The following is a 21,848-nucleotide window of genomic DNA, read 5'->3' as shown; positions in this document are numbered from 1 at the left end:
TACCAGCACCGCTATCCACAAGCAGAGGCGCGCCCGCTTGCCGGGCAAGGCTGAACCGGCCCGTTGCGCTGTCGTGCGCCCTGTCTTGATGCGAGCGGTTACCATCGTCGCGTTCGTCTGCTGGCCTCGGTCGCTGCGGACGATGCATGCGATGACCTTACAGAATTCACCGGGAACACCCATGCCTAGCCAAGATGAGATTTTGAAAGCCAAGATTTTGGTCGTCGATGACTCCCCCGACAATGTCGACCTGATGCTTGAAATCCTGCGCGACGCCGGCTACAGCAACGTCACCGCCACCCTGCGCCCGGCACAGGTGTGTCCGCTGCACCGCGAACACTGCTATGACCTGATCCTGCTCGACCTGCAGATGCCGGAACTCAATGGTTTCCAGGTCATGAAGGGCCTGAAGGAAATCGAACAGGGCGGCTACCTGCCGGTACTGGCGCTGACGGCGCAGCCGAGTTTCAAGATCGCCGCCCTGGAAGCGGGCGCGCGCGACTTCATCAGCAAACCCTTCGACCTGATGGAAGTGCACAAACGCATCCACAACATGCTCGAAGTGCGCCTGCTGTACAAGGAACTGGCCCATTACAGCAAGCAGCAGCAGGAACTGGCGCTGCACGACCCCTTGACCGGCCTGCCCAACCGCCGCCTGCTGGAGGACCGCATCGAACACACCTTGCAGCATTCGGCGCGCGTGCGCGGCAAGTCGGCCATCCTGTACCTCGATCTCGATGGTTTCAAGACCATCAACGACAGCTACGGCCACGCGTATGGCGACGAGATCCTGAAACTGGTGGCTGCGCGCCTGGTCAACGCCTCGCGCAAGGAAGACACCGTGGCGCGCATCGGCGGCGATGAGTTCGTCATCGTGCTGGGCAACCTGGCCGGCAAGGGCGACGCGCACGAACCGGCCGCCAAGCTGATCGAAGTCATTTCCGAGCCGTATTTCATCAACGACCTGACCTTGCGCCTGTCAACCAGCATCGGCATCAGCATCTATCCGGACGACGCCACCACCGTCGACGCGCTGCTGAGCGCTGCCGACACGGCGCTGTACGAAGCGAAGCGCTCCGGCAAGAACCGCTATTGCTGCGCGCCGCACGACATGGCCGCGACGCTGGTGAGCAAGCACGGCGTCACCTCGATCGCCTGAACCCATTGGCTGCACATGAAAAAACCGGGATGCCGCACAGCAAGCGGCATCCCGGTTTTTTTATTGCGCCATCGCCGCTTACCTGGCCTTCTTGCCGGCCGTTTCCTCATGCTTGCCAGCATGCTGGTGGTCGCTGTGCGCATTGACCTTTTCAGGCGCCACTTCGATGCGCGTGATGCCGGCGTCGACGGAAATCGGGTCGCTGGCCGGGAAGGTCATTTCGACGGCGTCGTCGAGCAGCTCTTCCTTGGCTTTTTCTTCGACCGTCATGCCTTCTTCGTCGGCCAGGATGGCCAGCGCGCTGGCCCATTTGACGAAATTGAGATTGGCCAGCTCACGCACCGTCGTCACGCCGAAAGCCTCGGTCAGGGCCTTGGCATCCTTGGCGCTGACGCCACGCAAGGCGCTGATCGGCGCGTTGACGATGTCGCGGAAGCTTTTGGCACAGTGTTCTTGATCAACAATGGTATCGATATTCATGGCATGTCCTTTCGTTTGGTGGGGGCCGGTCCTGCGCCCGAGCCGCAATAGCGGCAGTTGCCGCATCTGCTGCATGGCTTGCGCACCGTCTTACTATGGCAGGCGCCGCCGGCTTGGTATGTGCGCAAGCGTACGCACGGCGCACAGTACAAGGGATGCCGCGCGGCATGCTGTTAACCGCAAGCCATCACAGTTGTCGGAAAGATAGAAATTTTCCTGCCATGCGCCCTGCAATGAGATCCTCATGTATGATCCCGTCATTCCGGTCGTAATCTTTTAACACTCATGGGGCGCCATGTCCGCACACACAGATCAGAGCAAGCAAGCGGCCCACCCCGATGCGGCGCGTGCCGCCGATCTCAGCGAATTGCTGGGACACATCAATTCCAGCTGGGACAATCAACGGCGCGCCCTGTCGCGCCAGTTGCATGACAGCCTGGGCTCCTCCCTGACGGCGCTGACCATGCATTTGTCGCTGCTGACGCAAAAAATGCCGCAGGAAGCCGTGCTGCTCGATCGCGCGGCCACCATGAAGCAATTGCTGTTGAATGTGATCGAAACGAACCGCCAGATGCAGATCAAGCTGTGGAATGACAAACTGGAATTCCTGGGCGTCAATGTCGCGCTCGGTGAGTTGGCGGCGCAATTTGCCGAACAGCACAAAATCACCGTGCGCTGCAGCCTGCCCGAAGATGAACTGGTGTGTCCGCGCAATGCAGGCGTGGCCCTGCTGCGCACCCTCGAAGAAGCGCTGGCCAATATCGCCGCCCATGCCCGGGCCACGGAAGTGGACATCATCGTCGACGACAATGACGAGGCGCTGATGATGACGGTCAGGGATAACGGCGTCGGCTTGCCGGCCAGCCTGCCGGTCGACCTGCACAAGCACGGCTTGCGCAGCGTGCGCGAACGCGTGAATTACATGGGCGGCACCCTGGCGCTGTCAGCCCATCCGCAAGGCGGCACCGCCCTGACGGTGGTGCTGCCGCGCGGCGCAACGCTGTAGTCCTGCTCAAGCGTACCTGGAACGTTCGCCGGCCTGCGCATCGCAGCGCGTGCGCGTCATGGGGAAGTCAATGGTGGTCAACTTCCCTTTCAAGGTGCCGACGATGCTGGCGTGTATCTTGCGATCATTCTCGTGGCGGTAAATGATGCGGCTGGGGAAATCATTATCCAGGTTGGCGAAGATGAATTCATTCGGCTTGTCCTGGCGCAGCAGATTGAATTCGACCGGCGCCCCGCCGCCAGGCTGCACGATATAGGCCAACTGGCCCGGCGCCGTCAGCCGGATCTGCACGAATTCAAAGGCGCTGGTCTTGCCGCCCTTGACGGTGCGGCTGGCGCCCAGCATGGTGCCGCCCGCCGCCGTGCTCCATTGTTCGCCGGAACCAGGTTCAAAGTCATCGACCTGCCAGCAGCCGGTCAGCCAGGAGAACTTGTGGACGGTTTCCGGCGGCGGCACTGTCTCTGCCGCCCTGGCCACGCCCCAGCACATGGACAGTGCAATCAAGATAGCCAAAGAACGTTTCATCTCGTCTCCCGTGCGCCGGCGTGCGCGTTCAATGCAGCTTGACCTGCGGCGTGCTGCGCTTGATCAGGAAGCGGCCCATGGCCATCACGGCCGTGCGCACGCTGCCCAGCACCGCATTGTGGTGCATCAGGTGCAGGCTGACATACATCATGCGCGCGACAAAGCCTTCGACGAACCAGCTCAGGCCCTTGAGCGACCCCATCAGCGTGCCGACCGAAGTGGTGCGGCCGAACGAGACCAGCGAACCGTAATCGCGATATGCATACGGCCTGGTTTGCGCCGGCTTGCCCTTCGCTTGCAGCAAAAATGTCTTCAGCAGGTAATCGGCCTGCTGGTGGGCGGCCTGGGCGCGCGGCGGCACCAGCTTGCCGTTTGCGCCCATGCAGGCGGCGCAGTCGCCGAGCGCATAGATATGCGCGTGACCCTGCACATTGAGCATGCCCGTCACTTCGAGCTGGCCGGCGCGATTGGTCGGCAGGCCCAGGGTGGCGAGCAATTCAGGCGCGCGGATGCCGGCGGCCCACACGCAGATGTCAAACGCGTAGCCGGTGCCGGTGGCGACATTGACCTTGTCGGCCGCGATCGAGGTAACGCGCGTATCGGCGACCACGGTAATTCCATGCTGCAGCAGCAATTTGCTGGCGGCGCGCGCGACGCGCTCGGGCAGGGGCGCGAGGATGCGGGGTGCGCCTTCGAGCAGGGTGATGCGCACGTCCTTGATGGCATTCAGGTTCTGGAAGCCATAGGCCGCGTATACATCGCTCGCTTCGCGCAGTTCGGCCGCCAGCTCGACGCCGGTGGCGCCGCCACCGATGATGACGATATCGACGCCGGGGTGGCCGGCGTCGCCACGGCGCTGCTCGGCCATCGCCAGCAGCTTTAACAAGGTCAGGCGGAAGCGCTCGGCGTCTTCGGTGGCATTGAGGGAAATCGTGTTTTCCTGCGCGCCCGGTACGCCAAAGTAATTCGAGGTACTGCCGACGGCCAGCACCAGCTGGTCATAGCGAACCTGCCGCTCGGGCAGCAATTGCTCGCCCTTGTCGGTGGCGATCGCGCCCACCGTCAGGCTGTTCGCCGCCGCATCGAGGGCGATCAAGGGGCCGTACACATAGCAAAAGCCATTGTCGTGCGCCAGCATCTGGTAGGACAAACCTTCCTGGTGGATATCGAGCGTGCCTGCCGCCACTTCATGCAGCGAGGGCTTCCAGATATGATAGAGGCGGCTGTCGACCAGGGTCACCTGGCCGGCGCCGAGCTTGCGGCTGAGTTTGCAAGCGAGTTCCAGCCCGCCTGCCCCGCCACCGACGATCACGATTTTGCTGTGCAAAGCTCCTCCTTGTGATGATTTAATTCCTGTGTCCGTTGTTGCCATTGCCGTTGCCGTTGCCGTTGCCGTTGCCGTTGCCGCGACCATTGTCATGGCCATGGCCTTTGCCGGGACCGTCGTCACGATGGTCGTCGCGGCGATCGTCATGGCGCTCAGGGCCTGGACGTCCATGTGGCGGCGGTGGACGGTGAGCCGGCGGGCGCGCATGCTCCTGGCGGTAACGCGGTGCATATTGCTTGTTATACCAGCCATCCTGGACAAAATACACTTCCTGATTACAGGCATTATACTGGCGGCAGTGTTTGGACCAGTTCTTCGCGTGGCCGGGCGGCACCCGCAGGTAGATCGGGCGCGCCGAATAATACTGCGGGCGCTCGACGATCACCGGCTGGGCGTAGATCAGTTCTGGTGCGGGATAGTTGCCCACGTCGATACGACCGTAAAAGCCGGGCTGGCCGATGCTGACCGTGACGGCGGCAGTGGCGGTGGCCGCGCTGGCGGCGGCGACCAGCAGGCTGGCGGCAAGAACGAAGTTTTTCATGGGGACACTCCTTATGGAAGGTCCCCAGTGTATTCTTTGCCTAAATGCACGTATGTTCGCAAGGACACATAAGCTCAGGCAATGCGGCGCAGGGGCTGCGGCCTGGCGGCGGGAGGACGGCGCAACGGCATGACATTGCTGGCGCGCCCGGCGCCGGGCGCCGTGCCGTTCAGGCGAAATACGCTGACGATCTCGCTCAGGGTGGTGGCCTGGTCCTGCATTGATGCAGCGGCGGCGGCGGCCTGCTCCACCAGCGCCGCGTTCTGCTGGGTCACCTGGTCCATCTGCACGATGGCCATGTTGACCTGCTCGATGCCGGCGCTCTGCTCGCTGCTGGCGGCGGTGATTTCCTGCATGATGTCGGCCACCCGGCGCACGCTGCAGACCACCTCATCCATCGTCAGGCCGGCGTCATGCACCAGCCTGGCACCCACTTCCACCTGCTCGACCGAGTCGCCGATCAGGGTCTTGATTTCGCGCGCCGCGCTGGCGGAGCGTTGCGCCAGGTTGCGCACCTCGGCCGCCACCACGGCAAAGCCGCGCCCTTCCTCGCCGGCGCGCGCCGCTTCCACGGCGGCGTTCAGGGCCAGGATATTGGTCTGGAAGGCAATGCCGTCGATGACGCTGATGATGTCGACGATCTTGCGCGAGGACGCATTGATCGATTCCATGGTCCGCACCACCTGGCCCACCACGGCACCGCCCTTGCCGGCCACGTCCGAGGCGGCGCCGGCCAGGGTGTTGGCCTGGCGCGCATTGTCCGCATTCTGGCGCACGGTCGAGGTGAGCTCTTCCATCGACGAGGCGGTTTCTTCCAGCGAACTGGCCTGCTCCTCCGTGCGCGAGGACAGGTCCAGGTTGCCCTGCGCGATTTCGCTCGACGCGGTGGCGATGGTTTCGGTGCCGGCACGCACCTGGCTGACGATGCCGACCAGCTTGTCGCGCATGGTTTGCATGGCGAACAGCAAGCTGCCGCTGTCGCCGTTGCGGGTGTGGATGGCCACCGTCAGATCGCCTGCGGCAATCGCGCCGGCAATCCGCGCCGCATAGGCCGGTTCGCCGCCAAGCTGGCGCGTCAGGCTGCGCGTGATCAGCACGCCCAGCGACAGGCCTGCCGCCACGCTGCCCAGCACCAGCGCGATCATGAAGCTGCGGCTGGTCTGGTACACGCTGGAAGCCTGCTCGGCCGCTTCCCTGGCCCGTAATTCCTTCAGCTGCGACAGTTGTTCGAGCAAGCTGTCGAGTTCATCGGCATGGGCGCGCGTTGTATTGAGCAGGTCGCTCAGTTCCGCGCTGCGCTGCGCCAGCGGCCCGGCCGCCGCCATCGTCAGCACCTGCGCCATGCCGCGGGCATAATCGGCCTCGACCACGGCAAAGCGGGCAAACAGTTGCTTGGCCTGCGGCGAGACAAACAGCGGCTGCGCCCTGGCCAGGCTGTCCTTGTTGGCGGCGAGGAATTTGGCGATCATGGCGCGGCGTGCGGCGCGGTCTTCATCGGTGCTCGCCAGCAAAAAATTGCTGCGCGCGCGGCCCGCCTTGATCAGGGCAATATTGGCTTCCTTGATATGCGACAGTCCCAGCAATTCATTGTGGTACATCTGGCCGGCCATGTTATCGATCTTGCCCATGTTGTAAATGCCGATGCCGGCCACGATGGCGCCCAGCAAGGCAACGCAAAAGAACGCCGCCAGCAGCCGCGTTCCCACTTTCATTTGATTCAACATGTTTTCTCCCGTCCAGCATTGCGGCCTGCGCCTTAAGGCATTGAATATAAAGAAAAATTTGCCAAACATATGCTCGCATTGTCACCCCGCGATAATTTCTTGATGCGGCGCAACACAATCAGATTGCTGTTGTGCCAACCAGGCAAGCAATATTCACTGAAGAAAATCAGTGTCCGGCGTGACCAGTGGGTTTTCTCACGCTCATTTCCACGGCGGCCGCCGCCGGCTTGCCGGCGCCCTGCCCCCGCGCCGGTTCCGGCAAGGCGCCCGTCCATTCGTAGGCCAGGCTGCCTTGCGGATGCCGGTACCAGCCCGGATCGCGGTAGTCGCCCGCTGCTTGATCCTTGCGCACCTTGACGGTGGTAAACATGCCGCCCATGCCGATGGCGCCAAACGGGCCGTCGCCGGCCATCATCGGCAAGGTGTTGTCGGGTATCGGCATCTGCATTTCGCCCATATCGGCCATGCCGCGCTCGCCCATCACCATGTAACCGGGCACCAGTTGATTGATCTTCGCCGCCACGCCCTGGTGGTCGACCCCGATCATGGTCGGCACGTCGTGGCCCATGGCGTTCATCGTATGGTGCGATTTATGGCAATGAAAGGCCCAGTCGCCCAGCTCGGTGGCGGTAAATTCCACCGCGCGCATCTGGCCGACGGCGACATCGGTCGTCACTTCGGGCCAGCGCGATTCCGGCCGGGTCCAGCCGCCATCGGTGCCCGTCACTTCGAACTCATGGCCGTGCATGTGGATCGGGTGATTCGTCATCGTCAGGTTGCCCACGCGCACGCGCACCTTGTCGCCCTGGCGTACCACCATCGGGTCGATGCCGGGAAACACGCGGCTGTTGAAGGTGAACAGATTGAAGTCGGTCATGGTCATGATTCTCGGCGTATAGCTGCCGGGATCGATATCGTAATTGCTCAGAAAAAACACGAAATCGCGGTCCACCTTCATGAAATTCGGGTCTTTCGGATGCGTGACCCAGAAGCCCATCATGCCCATCGCCATCTGCGTCATCTCATCGGCATGCGGGTGATACATGAAGGTGCCGGGGCGTTTGGCGACAAATTCATAGACAAAGGTTTTACCGGGAGCAATCCCGGGCTGGGTCAGCCCCGTCACGCCATCCATGCCGTTCGGCAAGCGCTGTCCATGCCAGTGCACGCTGGTGTGTTCGGGCAGCTTGTTGGTGACAAAGATGCGCACGCGGTCGCCCTCCACCACTTCGATGGTCGGGCCCGGCGACTGGCCGTTGTAGCCCCACAAGTTGGCCAACATGCCGGGCGCCAGTTCGCGCACGACGGGCTCGGCCACCAGATGGAATTCCTTGACATTGTTGTTCATGCGCCAGGGCAAGGACCAGCCATTGAGCGTTACCACCGGGTTGAACGGCCGGCCATTGGGCGGCGGCGGCGGCGCCTTCGTTTGCGCGCCGGCCATGCTGGCCGCTTCCGGCAAGGACGCCGCGCCGACCCGGCTGACGGCGGCCGCGCTCAGGGCGACGGCGCCCGCGTTCATGAAAAAATTTCTACGCGTAATCATCATTATTCCTTGATCTCAGTTGCGGCGCCGTTGCCATTGCCATCAATGGCCGATTGCAATTCGGTTTGCGCAATCCAGAAGTCGCGCTGGGTGTCGATCGCGCCCTGCACGCTGGCGACCTGCTCGCGTGCGTCCGACAGCAGTTCGAACACGCTGGCCAGCATGCCGTTATAGCGCAGCAGCACTTCCTGCGAAATCGTCTTGCGCAACGGCACGACTTCATCGCGGTAGTGGCGCGCCAGGTCGTAGGCCGTGCGGTAGCTGGAATAGGCCTCGCGCACTTGCGAGCGGGCGTTGATGGCCGTGGCGGCCGTGCGCTGCAGCGCCTGCTCGTAGACGGCCTGCGCGCGCGCCTGGCGCGCCGTGCCCCAGTCGAACAGCGGCAGTTCCAGCGACACTTCATAGCCGTTTTCGCGCGGCGCCGCGCTGGTGCTCTTGTTGGTGTAGCCCACCTCGAGCACATTGACGAAGCGCGTCACCGTTGACAGGCCCAGCGCGCTGGCAGTCGCTTGCGCATCGAGTTTGCTCATCCGCACGTCGAGCCGCTGCGCCATCGCCTGCGCCTCGACATTGCCGGGCTCCTCGGCCTTGGCCGGCAAGTCGGGCAAGCGCTCGGGCAGGCTGAACGCGGCCTGCCGGCCCCACAGACCGAGCAAGCGCGTCAGGCGTTCGCGCGTGGCCAGGGCCTGGTGCCGCGCGCGCGCCAGATCGCTGACGGCATCGGCGTAAAAGACTTGCTGGCGCGCCTGGTCGAGCCGGCTCCAGTTGCCCGCCTGCCGCAAGCGCGTGGCCAGCTGGGCGCCGGCCTCGGCCGACACCAGCGCGCGCTGCATGAACTGCTCGCGCTGCACTGCGGCCACTGCCGTGAAGTACGCGCGGCGCGTGTCGCTGGCCAGTTGCACGGCCTGGCTGGCGGCCTGCAGCTTGGCCCGCTCGAAGCGGCCGCGCTCGATATTGACGCGCATCGGCATCGTCAGCAAACCGGCCAGGTCAAAGCTGACGCTGCGGTCGATTTCATTGCCCTCGCTGCCATGCGAGCGGCCAAACGACAGGCCGGGATTGCGCAGGCGGCCGGACTGCACCAGGTCGGCTTCCGAGGCGCCCAACGCGGCCAACGCGGCCTTCATGCCCGGATTGTTCATCAGCGCGATGCGCACGGCGCTGTCGGCGGTCATAGACTGGGCCAGCAACGGTGCAAGACGGTCTTCGCCATCGCCAGCGGACAAGGCGTTTGGCACGCCGGTACGGGCGTCGGCCAGCGCGGCAACCTCGCCCATGCCGCCATCGGGGCTGAAGCTGGCGCAACCGGCCAGCAGCAAGGCGGCAGTCAGCGGCGTCAGGAGTCGTAAATAGCTGTGGAAGTTCGCCATCTCAGTGCCCCTGGTGTTCATGATGCAGCTCAGCCTTGGCCTCGGGCGCGGAAGGCTTGGCTATCGGCATTTTCATTGGCATTTTATGGTCTTTCATCATCTGGCCCCTATGGCCGCCGGCGTCGCCCACCTTGCGGTTGACGGCGCGCCAGGTTTCATCGGGCGTGGCCTCGTCCTCCACGGCGGGCCGATAGGTGTCAAAGGCGGAACGGTAAACGACGGACGGCACGCTTGCTTGCGCGTCTTGCGGCGCGGGCTCGGCATGGGCGGCCAGCGGCAGGAAAGCAGTCAGGGCAAGGCTGAACAATAGCTTCATGGGGTATCTCGATAACAGGACGGTCGTGCCTTGCAGGCACGCAAACAAACGCTGGCGCAAAGGAAATGGACGCCAGGTTCAGCGACGGTCAGGCGAAGCGGGCAAGCCTGGGAGGACGCTCAAGCCCGGCCGGGATATGGCCGGCAAACAGCAGCGGCAATGCGGCCGGCGGCGCCTGCGCACCGAGGCTCAAGGGATGCAGCGCAGGCACCGGTGGCGGCGCCGTGGCGGCCGCGGTGCATGCGCCATGATTGTCGCAATCGTGGCCATGGCCGGTGTCGACGGACTTGCCGCCATGCTCCTGCGTCGCGGCCATGGCGTGGCAATGCGGCGCTTCTGCCTTTTCCATCACCGCCACCGCAGTGGCCTGCTGCAGGCAGCAGCTGCGCATGGCCGCAGCGAAACCCTGCAAGGGCAGCGCGGCGACCAGCAGCCAGAGCAGCGAGCGCAGCAAGTAACGGTAAAAGACGCGGTTCATGGCAGCACTATAAGCCTTCCCATGCCAGCAAGGTCAAGCATTTATCTGTTCCAGCCAGATAATATAAACGCCGAAATAACCTTGCCCTTCCAACAGCACCTCATCATCGACATAACGCACCGCCTGCAGGGCGTTGACGGTAAAGTAAGCGCGTCCATCAGCGTTGCGGCGCGGGCGGTACGGTTCGGCGCCACAGCGGCGCGCGATTTCCTCCAGCAGCTCGCGGTACAGGTAGTCGACCAGCAGTTCGGCCAGCAGCGGCCGGTGGCGCCGCAACATGGCGGCAAGATTGGGATAGCCGGCGTCACGCAGCGCCGGCAAGTCGCACTCGCCCAGCAAGGCATCGTCATCGCGGCAGGTTTGCACGAATGCATCGCACTCTGCACCGACCAGGCTGTCGAGCATGCTGGCAGGCAGGCGCAACGCGAAGGGATGCAATGGCAAGGCGCTGTGATGGCCATAGCCGAGCTCGCGGCACCCAAGATAGCGCAGATCCAGGCGCCGCCCCGCCACATCGCAGCCGATCGCTGGCGCAAGCTGCATGGTTTCCTCTTTCATCAATGGTGGGCCAGTTGTTCCTTGACGCCAACGCAGTTGCGCCCTCTTTCCTTGGCCACATACAAGGCCGCGTCGGCGCCCAGCAGGATCGAGGCGCTATCGCCGTCCTGCTCGCTCGACGATACCACACCCAGCGACACGGTCACCGTGCCGGCGCCAGGGATGTGCGCTTCGGCAACCCTGGCGCGCAGCCGTTCGGCCACCTGCAGCGCCACGTCCAGGCTGGCGTCGGGCAGCAGCATGATGAATTCATCGCCGCCATTGCGGCACAGCACGTCGGCGTCGCGCGAACCGGCGCGCATCAACTGCGCCAGGCGCAGGATCACGGCGTCGCCCACGGCATGGCCATGGCGGTCGTTGACCTGCTTGAAGTGGTCGATATCGATGGCGATCACGGAAAACGGCCGCGCGTGGGCCTGCCAAGCTTCCAGTGCGGCCGACAAGCCGCGCCGGTTGGCCAGGCCCGTCAGCGGATCGGTCTGCACGTCGCTGTTGAGCTTGCCTATTTTTTTCTGCAACAAGGACATGCCAAGCAACAAGGCGCGCTTGATCTGTGCCGCTTCCAGGTACCACACGCCAATGCTGCCGATGCGCTCGGTCATGCCGGGGGTATCCATGCGGCTGGCACCCTCGGCCAACTGCACCAGCGGCCGCGAAATCAGCCGTGCCAGCCACCAGATCAATGGCAGGCTGAGCAAGGCGATCGGCAGGCTGTGCCACAGGGTATCGCGCATCAGCTGGTTCAACGGCGCCAGCGTGGCCAAGGTCGGGCGCTGCGCCACGATGCCCCAGCCCGTCGACGGCAGCACGGCATAGCCGGCCAGCATGTCGACCCCCAGGGTATTGACGCTGGGGCCGGCGCCGCTTTCGCCGCGCACGATGGCGTCGATCACCACATTGGCGCCAGCGGTGGCGCCCAGGCGGCCGGGATCGGGGTGATACAGCAGGCGCCGCCGCTGGTCGACCACATATAAATAGGAGCCATCGCGGTAGTAATGCTGGCCCAGCAGGCTGGACAGGATATTTTGTTGCTTCAGGTAAATCGAGCCGCCCACATAACCGAGGTAGCTACCGTCAGGGGCAAAGATCGGATGAGAGATAAGGATCACCAGGATGCCCGCCGAGGACAGATAGGGCTGGCTGATCAGGGGCCGCCGTTCGCGCAGCGCCTGCAGCGCGCCGCTCGACGCCAGCTGCGTATTTTGCACCGCCAGGGTTTCCGGCGAGGCCGCCAGCACCATGCCCTTGGCGTTGACCACAAGAACCGAGTTGAAACTGTTGGTCTGTGCACGCAAGCGCCCGGCCTCGGCCGTCAAGCCGGCCACGTCGCCAAAGCGGCGCGCCAGCAGGCCGGCGCTGTAGGCCAGCTGCTGGCGCGTCGCCTGCAGGAAATCCTCGGTGCTGCCGGCCAGCTTGTGCGCATACGCCTGGTTCGCTTCGAGGGTGCTGTCGATGAGCAACTGGCGCTGCACGCGATAGCTGGCATAAAAGGTATTGGCCAGCGCAAGGATGGCGCTGGCAAACGCCACCAGCACGATCAAACGGCGCAAGTTGATGCGAGAGGACAGCTTGGGATGATGCGGCATGAGCAGGACGGCGCCAGAAAAGCACGCATTATACATATCTTTAGGGCAACAACCGACGATGGCAACCGTTTATTGCGCCAGGCACCGCGCCGCAGCCATGCGCCAGCAACGGCCTTATTTGGGCTGCATGCGTAATCTGCATTGCTTGCTTTCCATGATAAAAGTGCGCCGCCGCGAACCCGGCGGCACGGCGTCAGCGGCCGGTGTAGCGCGGCGCGCGCTTGTCGAGAAAGGCGCCGACCGCTTCCAGGTGGTCGGCCGTGTTATGGCACACGCCCTGCAGCACCGCGCACTGATCGAGGAAGTCGGCCAGTTCCTGGCGCTGCGCCGACTTCATCAGACGCTTGCTCATGCGCAGCGCCTGGGGCGGCTTGGCGGCAAAACCGGCGGCCAGCGCCTGCGCGCGCGCCAGCAGCGCTGCGCCATCGACGACCTCGAGCACGATGCCCATCGCTTGCGCTTCGGCCGCGCCGAACACGCGGCCGCTGAACGTGAGCTCGGCCGCGCGCTGGTAGCCGATCAGGCGCTGCAGGAACCAGGCGCCGCCGTCGCCGGGAATGATGCCCATGTTGACAAAGGTCTCGCCCATGACCGCGTCGCCGGCGGCCAGGCGGATATCGCACATGCAGGCCAGGTCGAAACCGGCACCGATGGCCGCGCCGTTGATGGCGGCGATGACCGGCACGTCGAGCCGGTGCATGGCCAGCGGGATGCGCTGTATGCCTTCGCGGTACTGCTTTTGCACCGCGTACACGTCGCCGCCAAAGGTGCCTTCGCGGCCCAGCATATGCTTGACATTGCCGCCAGCCGAGAAGGCCTTGCCGGCGCCCGTGATGATCAGCGCCGAGACGGCCTCGTTGGCATTGACCCAGCGCGCCACGGCCTCGATGTCGTCGACCAGCCGGGTGCCGGTCAGCTCGTTGCGCACGTCGTCGCGGTTCAGGGTCAGGGTGGCCACGCGGCCGTCCAGTTGCAGCAGCGCATCATGCAACTGCGGCAAGGAAAGGGTATTTGATTGGTGCATATTGATCGCCTTCGATGATGGTTATTGATAAATGCCGCACATGATGATCAGGTCGCCCGCCTTTTCCAGCCAGGTCGATTTCTGTTCGATCTTGCCGCTTTGCGGATTGGGCCACTTGTAGTCGACCCAGCCGCGCCCCTTGTCAAGCGCCAGCGCGCGCTGCGCCTGAAAGATCGCCTTGCCATCGGCATCGCGGATATCGCCGGTGGCCCTGCCGACCAGGCGCGGATTCAGGTGTGCCAGGCCATTGCCCTGCAGGTCGAACACCACCAGGTACAGGTCGCGGTCGCGGAACTGCCCTTGCGGCCGGTTGAATTCGGCCAGCGCCTGCTGCCGGCCGTGCTGTTGCAGGTACAGCACCGCCTTGCCGACCATCGCCTGCGCCTCGGCGGCGCTGCCGCGCCCGGCGCCGTGCGCCATGCCGCCACCCAGCAGGGCCAGCAAGGTCAGCAACAGCGCCGCGGCCCGTGTCAGGGCGCGCATCAGGCGTCCCTCCGCCGCCACGCCGCCCCGGTGCCGGCCTCGGCCTGTTCGGCCTGGCGCGCGCGGCGGCGCATCACCAGCAGCGCACCGGCCAGCACCAGGGCGGGCACGGCCGCCACCAGGAACAGGGACGAGATGCTCCAGTGATTGGCCAGCAAGATGCCGCCCAGCACCGGTGCCAGGATGGAGCCGAAGCGGCCCACGCCCAGCGCCCAGCCGATGCCGGTGGTGCGCAAGGACACGGGATACGAGGCCACCGCCAGCGCATTGATGCCGTTCAGGCCGCCAATGGCGCAAAAGCCGACCACGAACACCACCGCGAACAGCGCCGGCGGCGAGGTCGCCACCTGGCCGATCAGGGCGATCGCCAGCGCACCGGCCAGGTAGCTGGCCGGCAGCACGCGGAAATAGCCATAGCGGGTGATCAGGCGCGCCAGGCACACGGCGCCGAACACGCTGGCGATCTGCAGGATGGTGCCGGCGATCACGGACGTGCGCAGCGGCAAGCCAGCATCCTTGACCAGGGTCGGCAGCCAGTTGGCCAGGAAGTACAGGATCGCCAGATTGGCGAAATGCATCAGCCACAGCAGCAAAGTGGTGGCGCGCCGCCCATCGCTGAACAGCTGGCCGATCGGCGCGCCGGCTGGACGCGCTTCGCCGTAGACGAGATGTGCATCGTCGGCCAGCGCCACCTGCGGCGCAATGCGGCGCAGGATGCCGAGCACGGTCGCACGCTGCGCCGCGCCCTGGCGCCGCAGCAGCACGTCCAGCGACTCGGGCAACATGAACAGCATCAGCACGCCCACCACGATGGGGCCGATGCCGCCGACCAAGAACACCGCGCGCCAGCCCAAGTCCGGTATCAGCAGGGCCGCCGTGGCGCCGCCGACGGCCGCGCCGATCGACAGGCAGCAGGCCATCATCATCACCAGAAAGGTCTTGTGCCGGCCGGGACTGTATTCGCTGGTCAGCGCCAGCGCATTGGGCAAGATGGCGCCGAGGCCGATGCCGGTAATGAAACGCAGCGCCAGCAGCGCTTCGACCGACTGCGCATACGAGGTGGCGAGAGTTACCGCGCCGGACATGATGACGGCGCCGATCAGCACCGGGCGCCGGCCGTAGCGGTCGGCCACCGCGCTCAGCATCAGCGAGCCGATCACCATGCCGATCAGGCTGGCCGAAAAGATCGGTCCGAACACGGCCGGCCCCACGTGCCAGTCCTGCCGGATGGCGGGCGCGACGAAGCCCATGGCTTGCACGTCGAAGCCGTCGAACACGACGGCCAGTGCGCACAGCAGCAGTATGCGGACTTGGTAGGCGCCCAGTCGGCCGCGGTTAATGATATCCGAGAGCACGATTGCTCCCGTCGCAGGCGTGCCCGGGGCCGCCCGCTGATGGTCTGGCATGTTCAAGTTTGTCTCCTGTATTGGTATTATTTGACTTGCCCAGCTTTAAGAATGTACCGCCACCTCCACGTCTGCGTCTGCGTCTGCGTCCCCATCCTGCAGGCAGGCGATGGCGCCGGCGGCGCACAGCGCATCGATGCGCGCCTCATCGAGTTGCAGCAACTCGCGCAGCACCGCCCGCGTGTGCTGGCCCAGCAGCGGCGGCGCATGGCGGTAGCTCACGGGCGTGGCCGACAAGCGGATCGGGTTGGCCACCAGCGCCACCTGGCCCGCCACCGGATGGGCCATGTTCACCCGCATGCCGCGCGCGACCACTTGCGGGTCCTCGAACACCTGGCGCACATCGTTGATCGGCCCGCAAGGCACGCCGGAGCGTTCGAACAGCGCGACCCAGTGCGCGGTGCCATGGCGCCGGGTCTGCTCCTGCAGCAGGGCAATCAGTTCGACGCGGTTGGCCACCCGCGCCACATTGCTGCAAAAGCGCGCATCCTCGGCCCAGTCCGGCTGGCCCAGCGCCTGGCACAGGCGCGCGAACTGGCCATCATTGCCCACCGCGATGATCATGAAACCATCGGCGGTGGCGAAATCCTGGTAGGGCACGATGCTCGGATGGGCATTGCCCATGCGTTGCGGCACCATGCCGGTGCTCAGGTAATTCATGGCCTGGTTGGCCAGGCCGGCCACCTGCACGTCGAGCAAGGCCAGGTCGATATGCTGGCCGCTGCCCGATACGGCGCGCGCCGACAGTGCCGCCAGCACGCCGATCACGGCGTACAGCCCCGTCATCACATCGGTCAGCGCCACGCCCACCTTCATCGGCCCGCCCCCCGGCTGGTCGCCGCCGTGGCCGGTAATGCTCATCAGGCCGCCCAGTCCCTGCATCAGGAAGTCGTAGCCGGCGCGCGCCGCGTAGGGGCCGTCCTGGCCGAAGCCGGTAATCGAGCAATACACGAGGCGCGGGTTGATCTTGCTCAACGTGGCATGGTCGAGGCCATAACGCTGCAAGCCGTCCACCTTGAAATTTTCGATCAGCACATCGCATTCGGCGGCCAGCGCGCGCACCAGCGCCTGCCCTTCCGGATGCGCAAGGTCGATCGCCACCGATTTCTTGTTGCGGTTGGCGGTGGCAAAGTAGGTCGCCTCGGCCGTCGGCTGGCCGTCGGCGCCAGGCAGATAAGGCGGGCCCCAGGCGCGCGTGTCGTCGCCCACGCCGAGGCGCTCGACCTTGATCACCTCGGCGCCCAGGTCGGCCAGGATCTGGCCGGCCAGCGGCCCGGCCAGCACGCGCGACAGGTCCAGCACCTTCAGGTGCGACAGTGCGCCGCTCATGCGCCGCTCCGCTTGTTCATCCGATTCTCCATCATGATTTTTCCGAGCCTCATCAAGGTGCAATATAAGCGGTCTTTACCGTGGTATAAAACTCGGCCGCATGGCGGCCCTGTTCGCGCGCGCCATAGCTCGATCCCTTGCGTCCGCCAAACGGCACGTGGTAATCGACGCCGGCGGTAGGCACGTTGACCATTACCATGCCGACCTGGGCGTTGCGCCGGAAATGGCTGGCGTATTTCAGCGACGTGGTGGCGATGCCGGCCGTCAGGCCGAACGGCGTGTCGTTGGCCAGCGCCAGCGCCTCGTCGTAATCGCGCACGCGGATCACGCCGGCCACCGGGCCGAACACTTCTTCGCGGTTCAGGCGCATTAAAGGCGTGGTGTCGGCAAACAGCGCCGGCGCCAGGTAAAAACCGTGCGTGGTGCGCTCGAGCCGTGCGCCGCCGGCCACCAGGCGCGCGCCATCGGCGTGCGCCGAGGCAATGAAGTCGAGGTCCTTGTCGAGCTGGCGCTGGTCGACCACCGGGCCGATCTCGGTGCCTGCCAGCAAGGCGTGGCCCACCTGCAAGGCCTGCACGCGCTGGCCCAGCGCGGCGACAAAACGGTCGTGGATGGCGTCCGTGACGATCAGGCGGCTGGCCGCCGTGCAGCGCTGACCGGTGGAATAAAAGGCGCTTTGCAGCGAGACGTTGACGGCCGTGTCCAGGTCGGCATCGTCGAGGATGACTTGCGGATTCTTGCCGCCCATTTCCAGTTGCACTTTGGTCATGTTGGCCACCGCCTGCGCCGCCACCTGCCGGCCCACGCCTTGCGAGCCGGTAAAGCTGATCGCGTCCACCTGGGGCGAGGCGGACAGCACCGCGCCGACCACGTCGCCGCGGCCCATCACCAGGTTGAACACGCCGGCCGGCACGCCGCTGCGGGCGATGATGTCGGCCAGTGCCCAGGCGCTGCCTGGCGTCAGCTCGGCCGGCTTGAAGACGACGCAATTGCCATACGCCAGGGCTGGCGCGATTTTCCAGGCGGGAATGGCAATCGGGAAATTCCATGGCGTGATCAAGGCCACCACGCCGACCGGCTCGCGGCTGATCTCGACGCTGATGCCCGGGCGCACCGACGGCAGGGTCTCGCCGCCGCTGCGCAATACTTCGCCGGCAAAAAATTTGAAAATATTGCCGGCGCGAACCACCTCGCCCACGCCTTCGGCCAGCGGCTTGCCCTCCTCGCGCGACAGCAGCTGGCCCAGTTCGGCGCTGCGCGCGAGGATTTCCGTGCCGATCCGGTCCAGCATGTCGGCGCGTGCCTGGATCGGGCCGCGCGCCCAGGCGGGAAACGCCGCGCGCGCCGCCGCGATGGCGTCCTGCGCCTGCGCCGCCGTGGCAAAGCGGTACTCGCCGACCACCTCGGCCGTATCGGACGGGTTCAGGTTGGCGACCAGCTCGCCGCCGCCCACCCATGCGCCATCGATCAAATTATCATATGTCATCATCGTCTCCAGTCAGGCCAGGATTCACAGCACTTGCCAGGCGTGCAGCACCACGCTGCCGCCCTGGCGCTCGGCGTGCGCCACGGCAATGGCGCCATTGAGCCAGGCCAGCGCCGGCGCCGAGGTTTCAAAACGCATCACGGTGCGGAAAAAATACTCATGTCCCGCCACCGTTTCGCCCCTTGCCAGGCGCGCCATCACTTCGGCCGGCCCATGGCGATAACCGTGGTTGACGATGCGCAGCAGCTCGCCGTGCTCGAGCCGCACGACATAGGCGGCATCGATTTCCAGCACGCCGTCGGCGCGCAGCAACTGGGTATCGCTGCCGGAGAGCAATTCGCCGCGCAGCTGCGGCCCTGCCAGCGTGCCGCCATCGATGCCGGCCACGCGCCGCTCGCCGACGGCCAGCGGGCCGAGCGAGACCAGCGCGCCCAGGCGCAAGGTCAGGTCGAACAAATGCTTGGTTGCAATCATGACGCGGCCTGCTCATCGATCACGCCGTTGCGCAGCACGCCGATTTTTTCGATTTCCACTTCGACCACGTCGGACGGGCGCAGGAAACGCGGCGGCTTGAGGGTCCAGCCGGTGCCGGCCGGCGTGCCGGTGACGATCACGTCGCCCGGCACCAGGTCGAAAATGGTCGAGATATAGTTGATCAGGCGCGGCACGCCGAAAATCATGTTGCTGGTATGCGAGTCCTGCACCAGTTCGCCATTCAGGCGGGTTTGCAGCTTGAGCTGCGACGGGTCGGCGATCTCGTCGGCCGTCACCATCCACGGTCCGAAGCTGCCGGTGCCCACGAAGTTCTTGCCGGCCGCGATCTGCTGCGCATGGAATTGCCATTCGCGCACGCTGGCGTCGTTGTAGCAGGCATAGCCGGCGACATGCGACAGCGCCTCGCTTTCGGCAATATGGCGCCCGCCCTTGCCGATGATGACGGCCAGTTCGCCTTCCCAGTCGAGCTGGTCGGAAATGGCCGGGCGCACGATCGGCGCCTCATGGCCGATCTGCGAGCGCCACACGCGCAGGAACAGCGGTGGAAACTGCGGCACTTCGCGCTTCAGGCCGGCGGCCACCACTTCATTGTGGTGATCGAGATAGTTCCTTACCAGCAAAACGATCTTTTCAGGACGCGTGATGACCGGCAGCGGCGTGATGTCGGACAGGCGCAGATCCGCCTGGCGCCCCGCCAGCAGCTCCTCGCGGCGGTCAAAATCGGCGCTGCCGATAAAGTCCTGCAGCAACGGGTATTGGCCGGCAAATGCCTGGCCCAGGTCAACGACGCCGTCGCCGGCCACGGCGCCCCAGCTGTCACGGCCATTGCAGGTAAAAGAAAGCAGTTTCATGGTGATCCTTTCGCTCGCCGCCTGGCGAGATGAGTGTTGAACAAAATAATCGGCCGCACGGCTCCGCCAGGGTGCGCGCGGGCGCCTCCTGTTGCATGCAGACAATGAATGATGGGCCGGGCCGCCGTCAGGGCGGCGCCTGTTTCAGGCGCTGGAGATCAGCTCAGCTCCAGGGCCCGAAATAGGGCTCGCCCAGGTAGCTGTCGGACGCGGCCGGCACGGTGTCGGGCCAGTGCTGCGGGTCGATCACGGGCCGCAGCGCGGCCGGGCGCGGCCGGCCATCCCAGCCGACCTGCTCCATGTAGTAGTACAGCTGGATCGCAAAGCCGTCCGGGTCGAGGGCGAAGGCGCAATAATCGATGCCGGGAAACAGTTCCGGCGGCAGCATCCTGATGGTCACGCCCTGCTCGGTCAGGAAGGACACTGCGTCGCGCAGTTGCTGGTAATTGGCGACCTGCATGCCGAAGGAAAACAGCGTTGCGTGCGGGTTCAGGCCCAGTTCGGCGCGCAGCGCCATCGGGTACAGCGCCAGCGAATGGTGTTCGGTATTGGCGCGCAGGAACACGCAGCGGTGGCCGTTCCACACCACCTCTTCGGTGATCATCAGGCCCAGTTCGTCGCGGTAAAAGCGCAGCGACTGTTCCATGTCCTGCACGAACAGGCGCACCGGCCCGACGCGGGTTATCTTGTAGGGGCGGCCCAGCAGCACGCCGTCGACATTCCAGGTTTCCGGCATCGCTTCGTGCTGTTGCCAGCCGGTGCTGCCGTCGATGCCTTCGCGCACGCAGGCCTGGACTTCGGCGTATTCGGACGGATGCGGCAAGTCGGGCGGGCGCGTGTAGCGCACCTTGTGCATGCTGTAGGGCTTGCTTTGGCCATTCCAGCCGATCTGCTCGATGCCGTAATACAGTTCATTCACGTGGCCGTCCGGATCGAAGGGATAGACGTTCCAGTTGGAGCCGGGCAAGTCGCGTCCCGAGCGCTGGATGCGCATCTCTTTCTTGACGAACCAGTCGTGGCCATCGACCACTTCGCGCAGGCTGCCCACCTGCCACGTGATCTGGTTGCTTACCACCTCCGGGTAGTCGGCCGGAAAACCATAGACGGCGTTCAGGACGCGGCGCGGGAAAAAGACAAAGGAATGATGCTCGGTGCCATGGCGGGCAAAGTAGCCGACATGGGGCCCGTGTTTGGCCATCTCTTCCTCGGGCAGGCGGCCGCCGAAATCGAGCACGTCGGAAATGCGAAAACCCAGCAGTTTCTCGTAGAAGTGGCGCGACACTTCGGGGTCATGCACATTGATGCCGAAATGCCCCAGGCGCCGCACCTTGAACGGGCGCGGCAGGGTCACCCCGCCGACCACGCATGTTTTTTTGCTTGTACTCATCGACTGTCTCCTCTTGGTATCAGGTCCGCCGACGACGGCTTGCCCAGCACGGCGGCAACGTTTTCGGCGGTACGAAAAATATGGTCATGCAACAGGGCTACCGCTTCGGCCTTGTTGCGCGATAACACCACTTCCATCATCTGGCCATGTTCGGCCGCCTTGTGGCGCGGCTCCACCCGGTGCCGGATCGACAGGCGGCGGTAGCGCTCGGACTGGTCGAACAGGGCCGAACTCAACTTCATGAGCTTGCCGGAGGTACAGCCGGCCAGCAAAGCCATGTGAAAATCCTTGTGCCGTGCGGTCCAGTCCGCGTCCAGCGTCAGCGGCCCCTCGCCGTGGCGGCCCTCGATGCGCGACAGCCAGTGAAACGCCGTGACGATATTGGCTTCCCACTGGTCGTCGCCATGCTCGATCGATTCGGCCAGCGCTTCGCAATCGAGCATCAGGCGCAAGCGCGTCACGTCGTGCAGGTCTTTCACCGATACAGGCGCGGCGCTGAAACCGCGCCGCTCGTCGCTCACCACCAGGCCTTCGACCACCAGCCGGCTCAGCGCTTCACGCAAGGGACTGCTGGACACACCCAGGTCGCGCTGCAGCGTGTCGATCTTCAGCTTGATTCCAGGCGCATATTCGCAACGCAAAATTTTTCCGCGCAACAGCTGAAACGCACGCTCCGACACTGGCAAGTCCATCAATTCTTTCGCTCCCATGCAGGTACTCCTCAACAGATTTGGCAAGGCCTACTACATACCACTCCTGGAGCAATTTTTC

Annotated in this window: 22 protein-coding genes; 2 read left to right on the top strand and 20 right to left on the bottom strand. The window is 64.7% G+C overall.

The annotated features are described in order from the left end of the window. Positions 1 to 181 precede the first annotated feature (181 nt). Entirely contained in the window at positions 182 to 1,159 is a 978-nt protein-coding gene (locus CD932_RS21745) for a diguanylate cyclase (protein WP_094444873.1), read from the top strand. A gap of 78 nt (positions 1,160 to 1,237) precedes the next feature. Here CD932_RS21745 and CD932_RS21740 read toward each other — a convergent pair whose 3' ends face one another. Continuing rightward, positions 1,238 to 1,639 carry a hypothetical protein gene (locus CD932_RS21740; RefSeq protein WP_094444872.1) on the bottom strand — a complete coding sequence of 134 codons (402 nt, stop codon included), beginning with the start codon at positions 1,637 to 1,639 and terminating at the stop codon, positions 1,238 to 1,240. Positions 1,640 to 1,934: 295 nt separating this feature from the next. Between CD932_RS21740 and CD932_RS21735 the strand changes: the two genes are divergently transcribed. After that, a complete protein-coding gene (locus CD932_RS21735; protein WP_094444871.1) occupies positions 1,935 to 2,645 on the top strand; it encodes a sensor histidine kinase in 711 nt (236 codons plus the stop codon). 6 nt (positions 2,646 to 2,651) lie between these two features. Here CD932_RS21735 and CD932_RS21730 read toward each other — a convergent pair whose 3' ends face one another. From CD932_RS21730 to CD932_RS21640, 19 genes are all read right to left on the bottom strand, one after another. Then, positions 2,652 to 3,170 carry a DUF6265 family protein gene (locus CD932_RS21730; RefSeq protein WP_141213335.1) on the bottom strand — a complete coding sequence of 173 codons (519 nt, stop codon included), beginning with the start codon at positions 3,168 to 3,170 and terminating at the stop codon, positions 2,652 to 2,654. Between the two features lie 28 nt (positions 3,171 to 3,198). Beyond that, on the bottom strand, positions 3,199 to 4,497 hold the full coding sequence (locus tag CD932_RS21725) for an NAD(P)/FAD-dependent oxidoreductase (protein ID WP_254926707.1): 1,299 nt from the start codon (positions 4,495 to 4,497) through the stop codon (positions 3,199 to 3,201). 19 nt (positions 4,498 to 4,516) lie between these two features. Next, positions 4,517 to 5,038 (bottom strand): hypothetical protein, encoded by a 522-nt coding sequence (locus tag CD932_RS21720; RefSeq protein ID WP_094444868.1) that lies wholly within the window; start codon positions 5,036 to 5,038, stop codon positions 4,517 to 4,519. 74 nt (positions 5,039 to 5,112) lie between these two features. Next, positions 5,113 to 6,762, bottom strand: coding sequence for a methyl-accepting chemotaxis protein (locus CD932_RS29690; RefSeq protein WP_094445315.1), 1,650 nt, complete (start codon positions 6,760 to 6,762; stop codon positions 5,113 to 5,115). A 166-nt stretch (positions 6,763 to 6,928) separates the two neighbouring features. Then, complete coding sequence (locus CD932_RS21710; protein WP_094444867.1) at positions 6,929 to 8,308, bottom strand: multicopper oxidase family protein; 1,380 nt, start codon at positions 8,306 to 8,308, stop codon at positions 6,929 to 6,931. A gap of 2 nt (positions 8,309 to 8,310) precedes the next feature. Further along, entirely contained in the window at positions 8,311 to 9,678 is a 1,368-nt protein-coding gene (locus CD932_RS21705; protein WP_094444866.1) for a TolC family protein, read from the bottom strand. A gap of 1 nt (position 9,679) precedes the next feature. Then, positions 9,680 to 9,994, bottom strand: a complete 315-nt coding sequence (locus CD932_RS21700) for a hypothetical protein (protein WP_094444865.1) — start codon at positions 9,992 to 9,994, stop codon at positions 9,680 to 9,682. An 88-nt stretch (positions 9,995 to 10,082) separates the two neighbouring features. Then, positions 10,083 to 10,472, bottom strand: a complete 390-nt coding sequence (locus tag CD932_RS21695) for a hypothetical protein (RefSeq protein ID WP_094444864.1) — start codon at positions 10,470 to 10,472, stop codon at positions 10,083 to 10,085. A gap of 33 nt (positions 10,473 to 10,505) precedes the next feature. Further along, positions 10,506 to 11,015 (bottom strand): hypothetical protein, encoded by a 510-nt coding sequence (locus CD932_RS21690; protein ID WP_141213334.1) that lies wholly within the window; start codon positions 11,013 to 11,015, stop codon positions 10,506 to 10,508. A gap of 14 nt (positions 11,016 to 11,029) precedes the next feature. Then, positions 11,030 to 12,616, bottom strand: coding sequence for a diguanylate cyclase (locus tag CD932_RS21685; RefSeq protein ID WP_094445314.1), 1,587 nt, complete (start codon positions 12,614 to 12,616; stop codon positions 11,030 to 11,032). Positions 12,617 to 12,809: 193 nt separating this feature from the next. Continuing rightward, entirely contained in the window at positions 12,810 to 13,640 is an 831-nt protein-coding gene (locus CD932_RS21680; RefSeq protein ID WP_094444862.1) for an enoyl-CoA hydratase-related protein, read from the bottom strand. Positions 13,641 to 13,661: 21 nt separating this feature from the next. Beyond that, positions 13,662 to 14,123, bottom strand: a complete 462-nt coding sequence (locus tag CD932_RS21675) for a cache domain-containing protein (protein ID WP_094444861.1) — start codon at positions 14,121 to 14,123, stop codon at positions 13,662 to 13,664. Next, positions 14,123 to 15,478 carry an MFS transporter gene (locus CD932_RS21670; RefSeq protein WP_254926706.1) on the bottom strand — a complete coding sequence of 452 codons (1,356 nt, stop codon included), beginning with the start codon at positions 15,476 to 15,478 and terminating at the stop codon, positions 14,123 to 14,125. Before CD932_RS21670 ends, CD932_RS21675 begins: the two co-directional genes overlap by 1 nt. A gap of 96 nt (positions 15,479 to 15,574) precedes the next feature. Further along, on the bottom strand, positions 15,575 to 16,858 hold the full coding sequence (locus tag CD932_RS21665) for a CaiB/BaiF CoA-transferase family protein (RefSeq protein WP_094444860.1): 1,284 nt from the start codon (positions 16,856 to 16,858) through the stop codon (positions 15,575 to 15,577). 52 nt (positions 16,859 to 16,910) lie between these two features. After that, complete coding sequence (locus tag CD932_RS21660) at positions 16,911 to 18,347, bottom strand: aldehyde dehydrogenase family protein (protein WP_094444859.1); 1,437 nt, start codon at positions 18,345 to 18,347, stop codon at positions 16,911 to 16,913. Positions 18,348 to 18,368: 21 nt separating this feature from the next. Beyond that, a complete protein-coding gene (locus CD932_RS21655) occupies positions 18,369 to 18,818 on the bottom strand; it encodes a DUF3237 family protein (RefSeq protein WP_094444858.1) in 450 nt (149 codons plus the stop codon). Then, a complete protein-coding gene (locus tag CD932_RS21650; RefSeq protein WP_094444857.1) occupies positions 18,815 to 19,690 on the bottom strand; it encodes a fumarylacetoacetate hydrolase family protein in 876 nt (291 codons plus the stop codon). Before CD932_RS21650 ends, CD932_RS21655 begins: the two co-directional genes overlap by 4 nt. Positions 19,691 to 19,853: 163 nt before the next feature. Then, entirely contained in the window at positions 19,854 to 21,077 is a 1,224-nt protein-coding gene (locus CD932_RS21645) for a VOC family protein (protein ID WP_094444856.1), read from the bottom strand. Continuing rightward, complete coding sequence (locus CD932_RS21640; RefSeq protein ID WP_094444855.1) at positions 21,074 to 21,787, bottom strand: GntR family transcriptional regulator; 714 nt, start codon at positions 21,785 to 21,787, stop codon at positions 21,074 to 21,076. The genes CD932_RS21645 and CD932_RS21640 overlap by 4 nt, the downstream gene beginning before the upstream one ends. Positions 21,788 to 21,848: the final 61 nt, after the last annotated feature.

Source organism: Janthinobacterium sp. PC23-8, assembly GCF_002250505.1.
Classification (GTDB): Bacteria; Pseudomonadota; Gammaproteobacteria; order Burkholderiales; family Burkholderiaceae_D; genus Janthinobacterium.
The sequence above is the reverse complement of the archived record's forward strand: the minus strand, read 5'-3'. Positions and strand labels throughout refer to the sequence as shown.

Coding starts and splice junctions, on each gene's coding strand:
- CD932_RS21745 (WP_094444873.1), top strand. CDS start 182: ATGCCTAGCCAAGATGAGATTTTGAAAGCCAAGATTTTGGTCGTCGAT.
- CD932_RS21740 (WP_094444872.1), bottom strand. CDS start 1,639: ATGAATATCGATACCATTGTTGATCAAGAACACTGTGCCAAAAGCTTC.
- CD932_RS21735 (WP_094444871.1), top strand. CDS start 1,935: ATGTCCGCACACACAGATCAGAGCAAGCAAGCGGCCCACCCCGATGCG.
- CD932_RS21730 (WP_141213335.1), bottom strand. CDS start 3,170: ATGAAACGTTCTTTGGCTATCTTGATTGCACTGTCCATGTGCTGGGGC.
- CD932_RS21720 (WP_094444868.1), bottom strand. CDS start 5,038: ATGAAAAACTTCGTTCTTGCCGCCAGCCTGCTGGTCGCCGCCGCCAGC.
- CD932_RS29690 (WP_094445315.1), bottom strand. CDS start 6,762: ATGTTGAATCAAATGAAAGTGGGAACGCGGCTGCTGGCGGCGTTCTTT.
- CD932_RS21710 (WP_094444867.1), bottom strand. CDS start 8,308: ATGATTACGCGTAGAAATTTTTTCATGAACGCGGGCGCCGTCGCCCTG.
- CD932_RS21705 (WP_094444866.1), bottom strand. CDS start 9,678: ATGGCGAACTTCCACAGCTATTTACGACTCCTGACGCCGCTGACTGCC.
- CD932_RS21700 (WP_094444865.1), bottom strand. CDS start 9,994: ATGAAGCTATTGTTCAGCCTTGCCCTGACTGCTTTCCTGCCGCTGGCC.
- CD932_RS21695 (WP_094444864.1), bottom strand. CDS start 10,472: ATGAACCGCGTCTTTTACCGTTACTTGCTGCGCTCGCTGCTCTGGCTG.
- CD932_RS21690 (WP_141213334.1), bottom strand. CDS start 11,015: ATGCAGCTTGCGCCAGCGATCGGCTGCGATGTGGCGGGGCGGCGCCTG.
- CD932_RS21685 (WP_094445314.1), bottom strand. CDS start 12,616: ATGCCGCATCATCCCAAGCTGTCCTCTCGCATCAACTTGCGCCGTTTG.
- CD932_RS21680 (WP_094444862.1), bottom strand. CDS start 13,640: ATGCACCAATCAAATACCCTTTCCTTGCCGCAGTTGCATGATGCGCTG.
- CD932_RS21675 (WP_094444861.1), bottom strand. CDS start 14,123: ATGCGCGCCCTGACACGGGCCGCGGCGCTGTTGCTGACCTTGCTGGCC.
- CD932_RS21665 (WP_094444860.1), bottom strand. CDS start 16,858: ATGAGCGGCGCACTGTCGCACCTGAAGGTGCTGGACCTGTCGCGCGTG.
- CD932_RS21660 (WP_094444859.1), bottom strand. CDS start 18,347: ATGATGACATATGATAATTTGATCGATGGCGCATGGGTGGGCGGCGGC.
- CD932_RS21655 (WP_094444858.1), bottom strand. CDS start 18,818: ATGATTGCAACCAAGCATTTGTTCGACCTGACCTTGCGCCTGGGCGCG.
- CD932_RS21650 (WP_094444857.1), bottom strand. CDS start 19,690: ATGAAACTGCTTTCTTTTACCTGCAATGGCCGTGACAGCTGGGGCGCC.
- CD932_RS21645 (WP_094444856.1), bottom strand. CDS start 21,077: ATGAGTACAAGCAAAAAAACATGCGTGGTCGGCGGGGTGACCCTGCCG.
- CD932_RS21640 (WP_094444855.1), bottom strand. CDS start 21,787: ATGGGAGCGAAAGAATTGATGGACTTGCCAGTGTCGGAGCGTGCGTTT.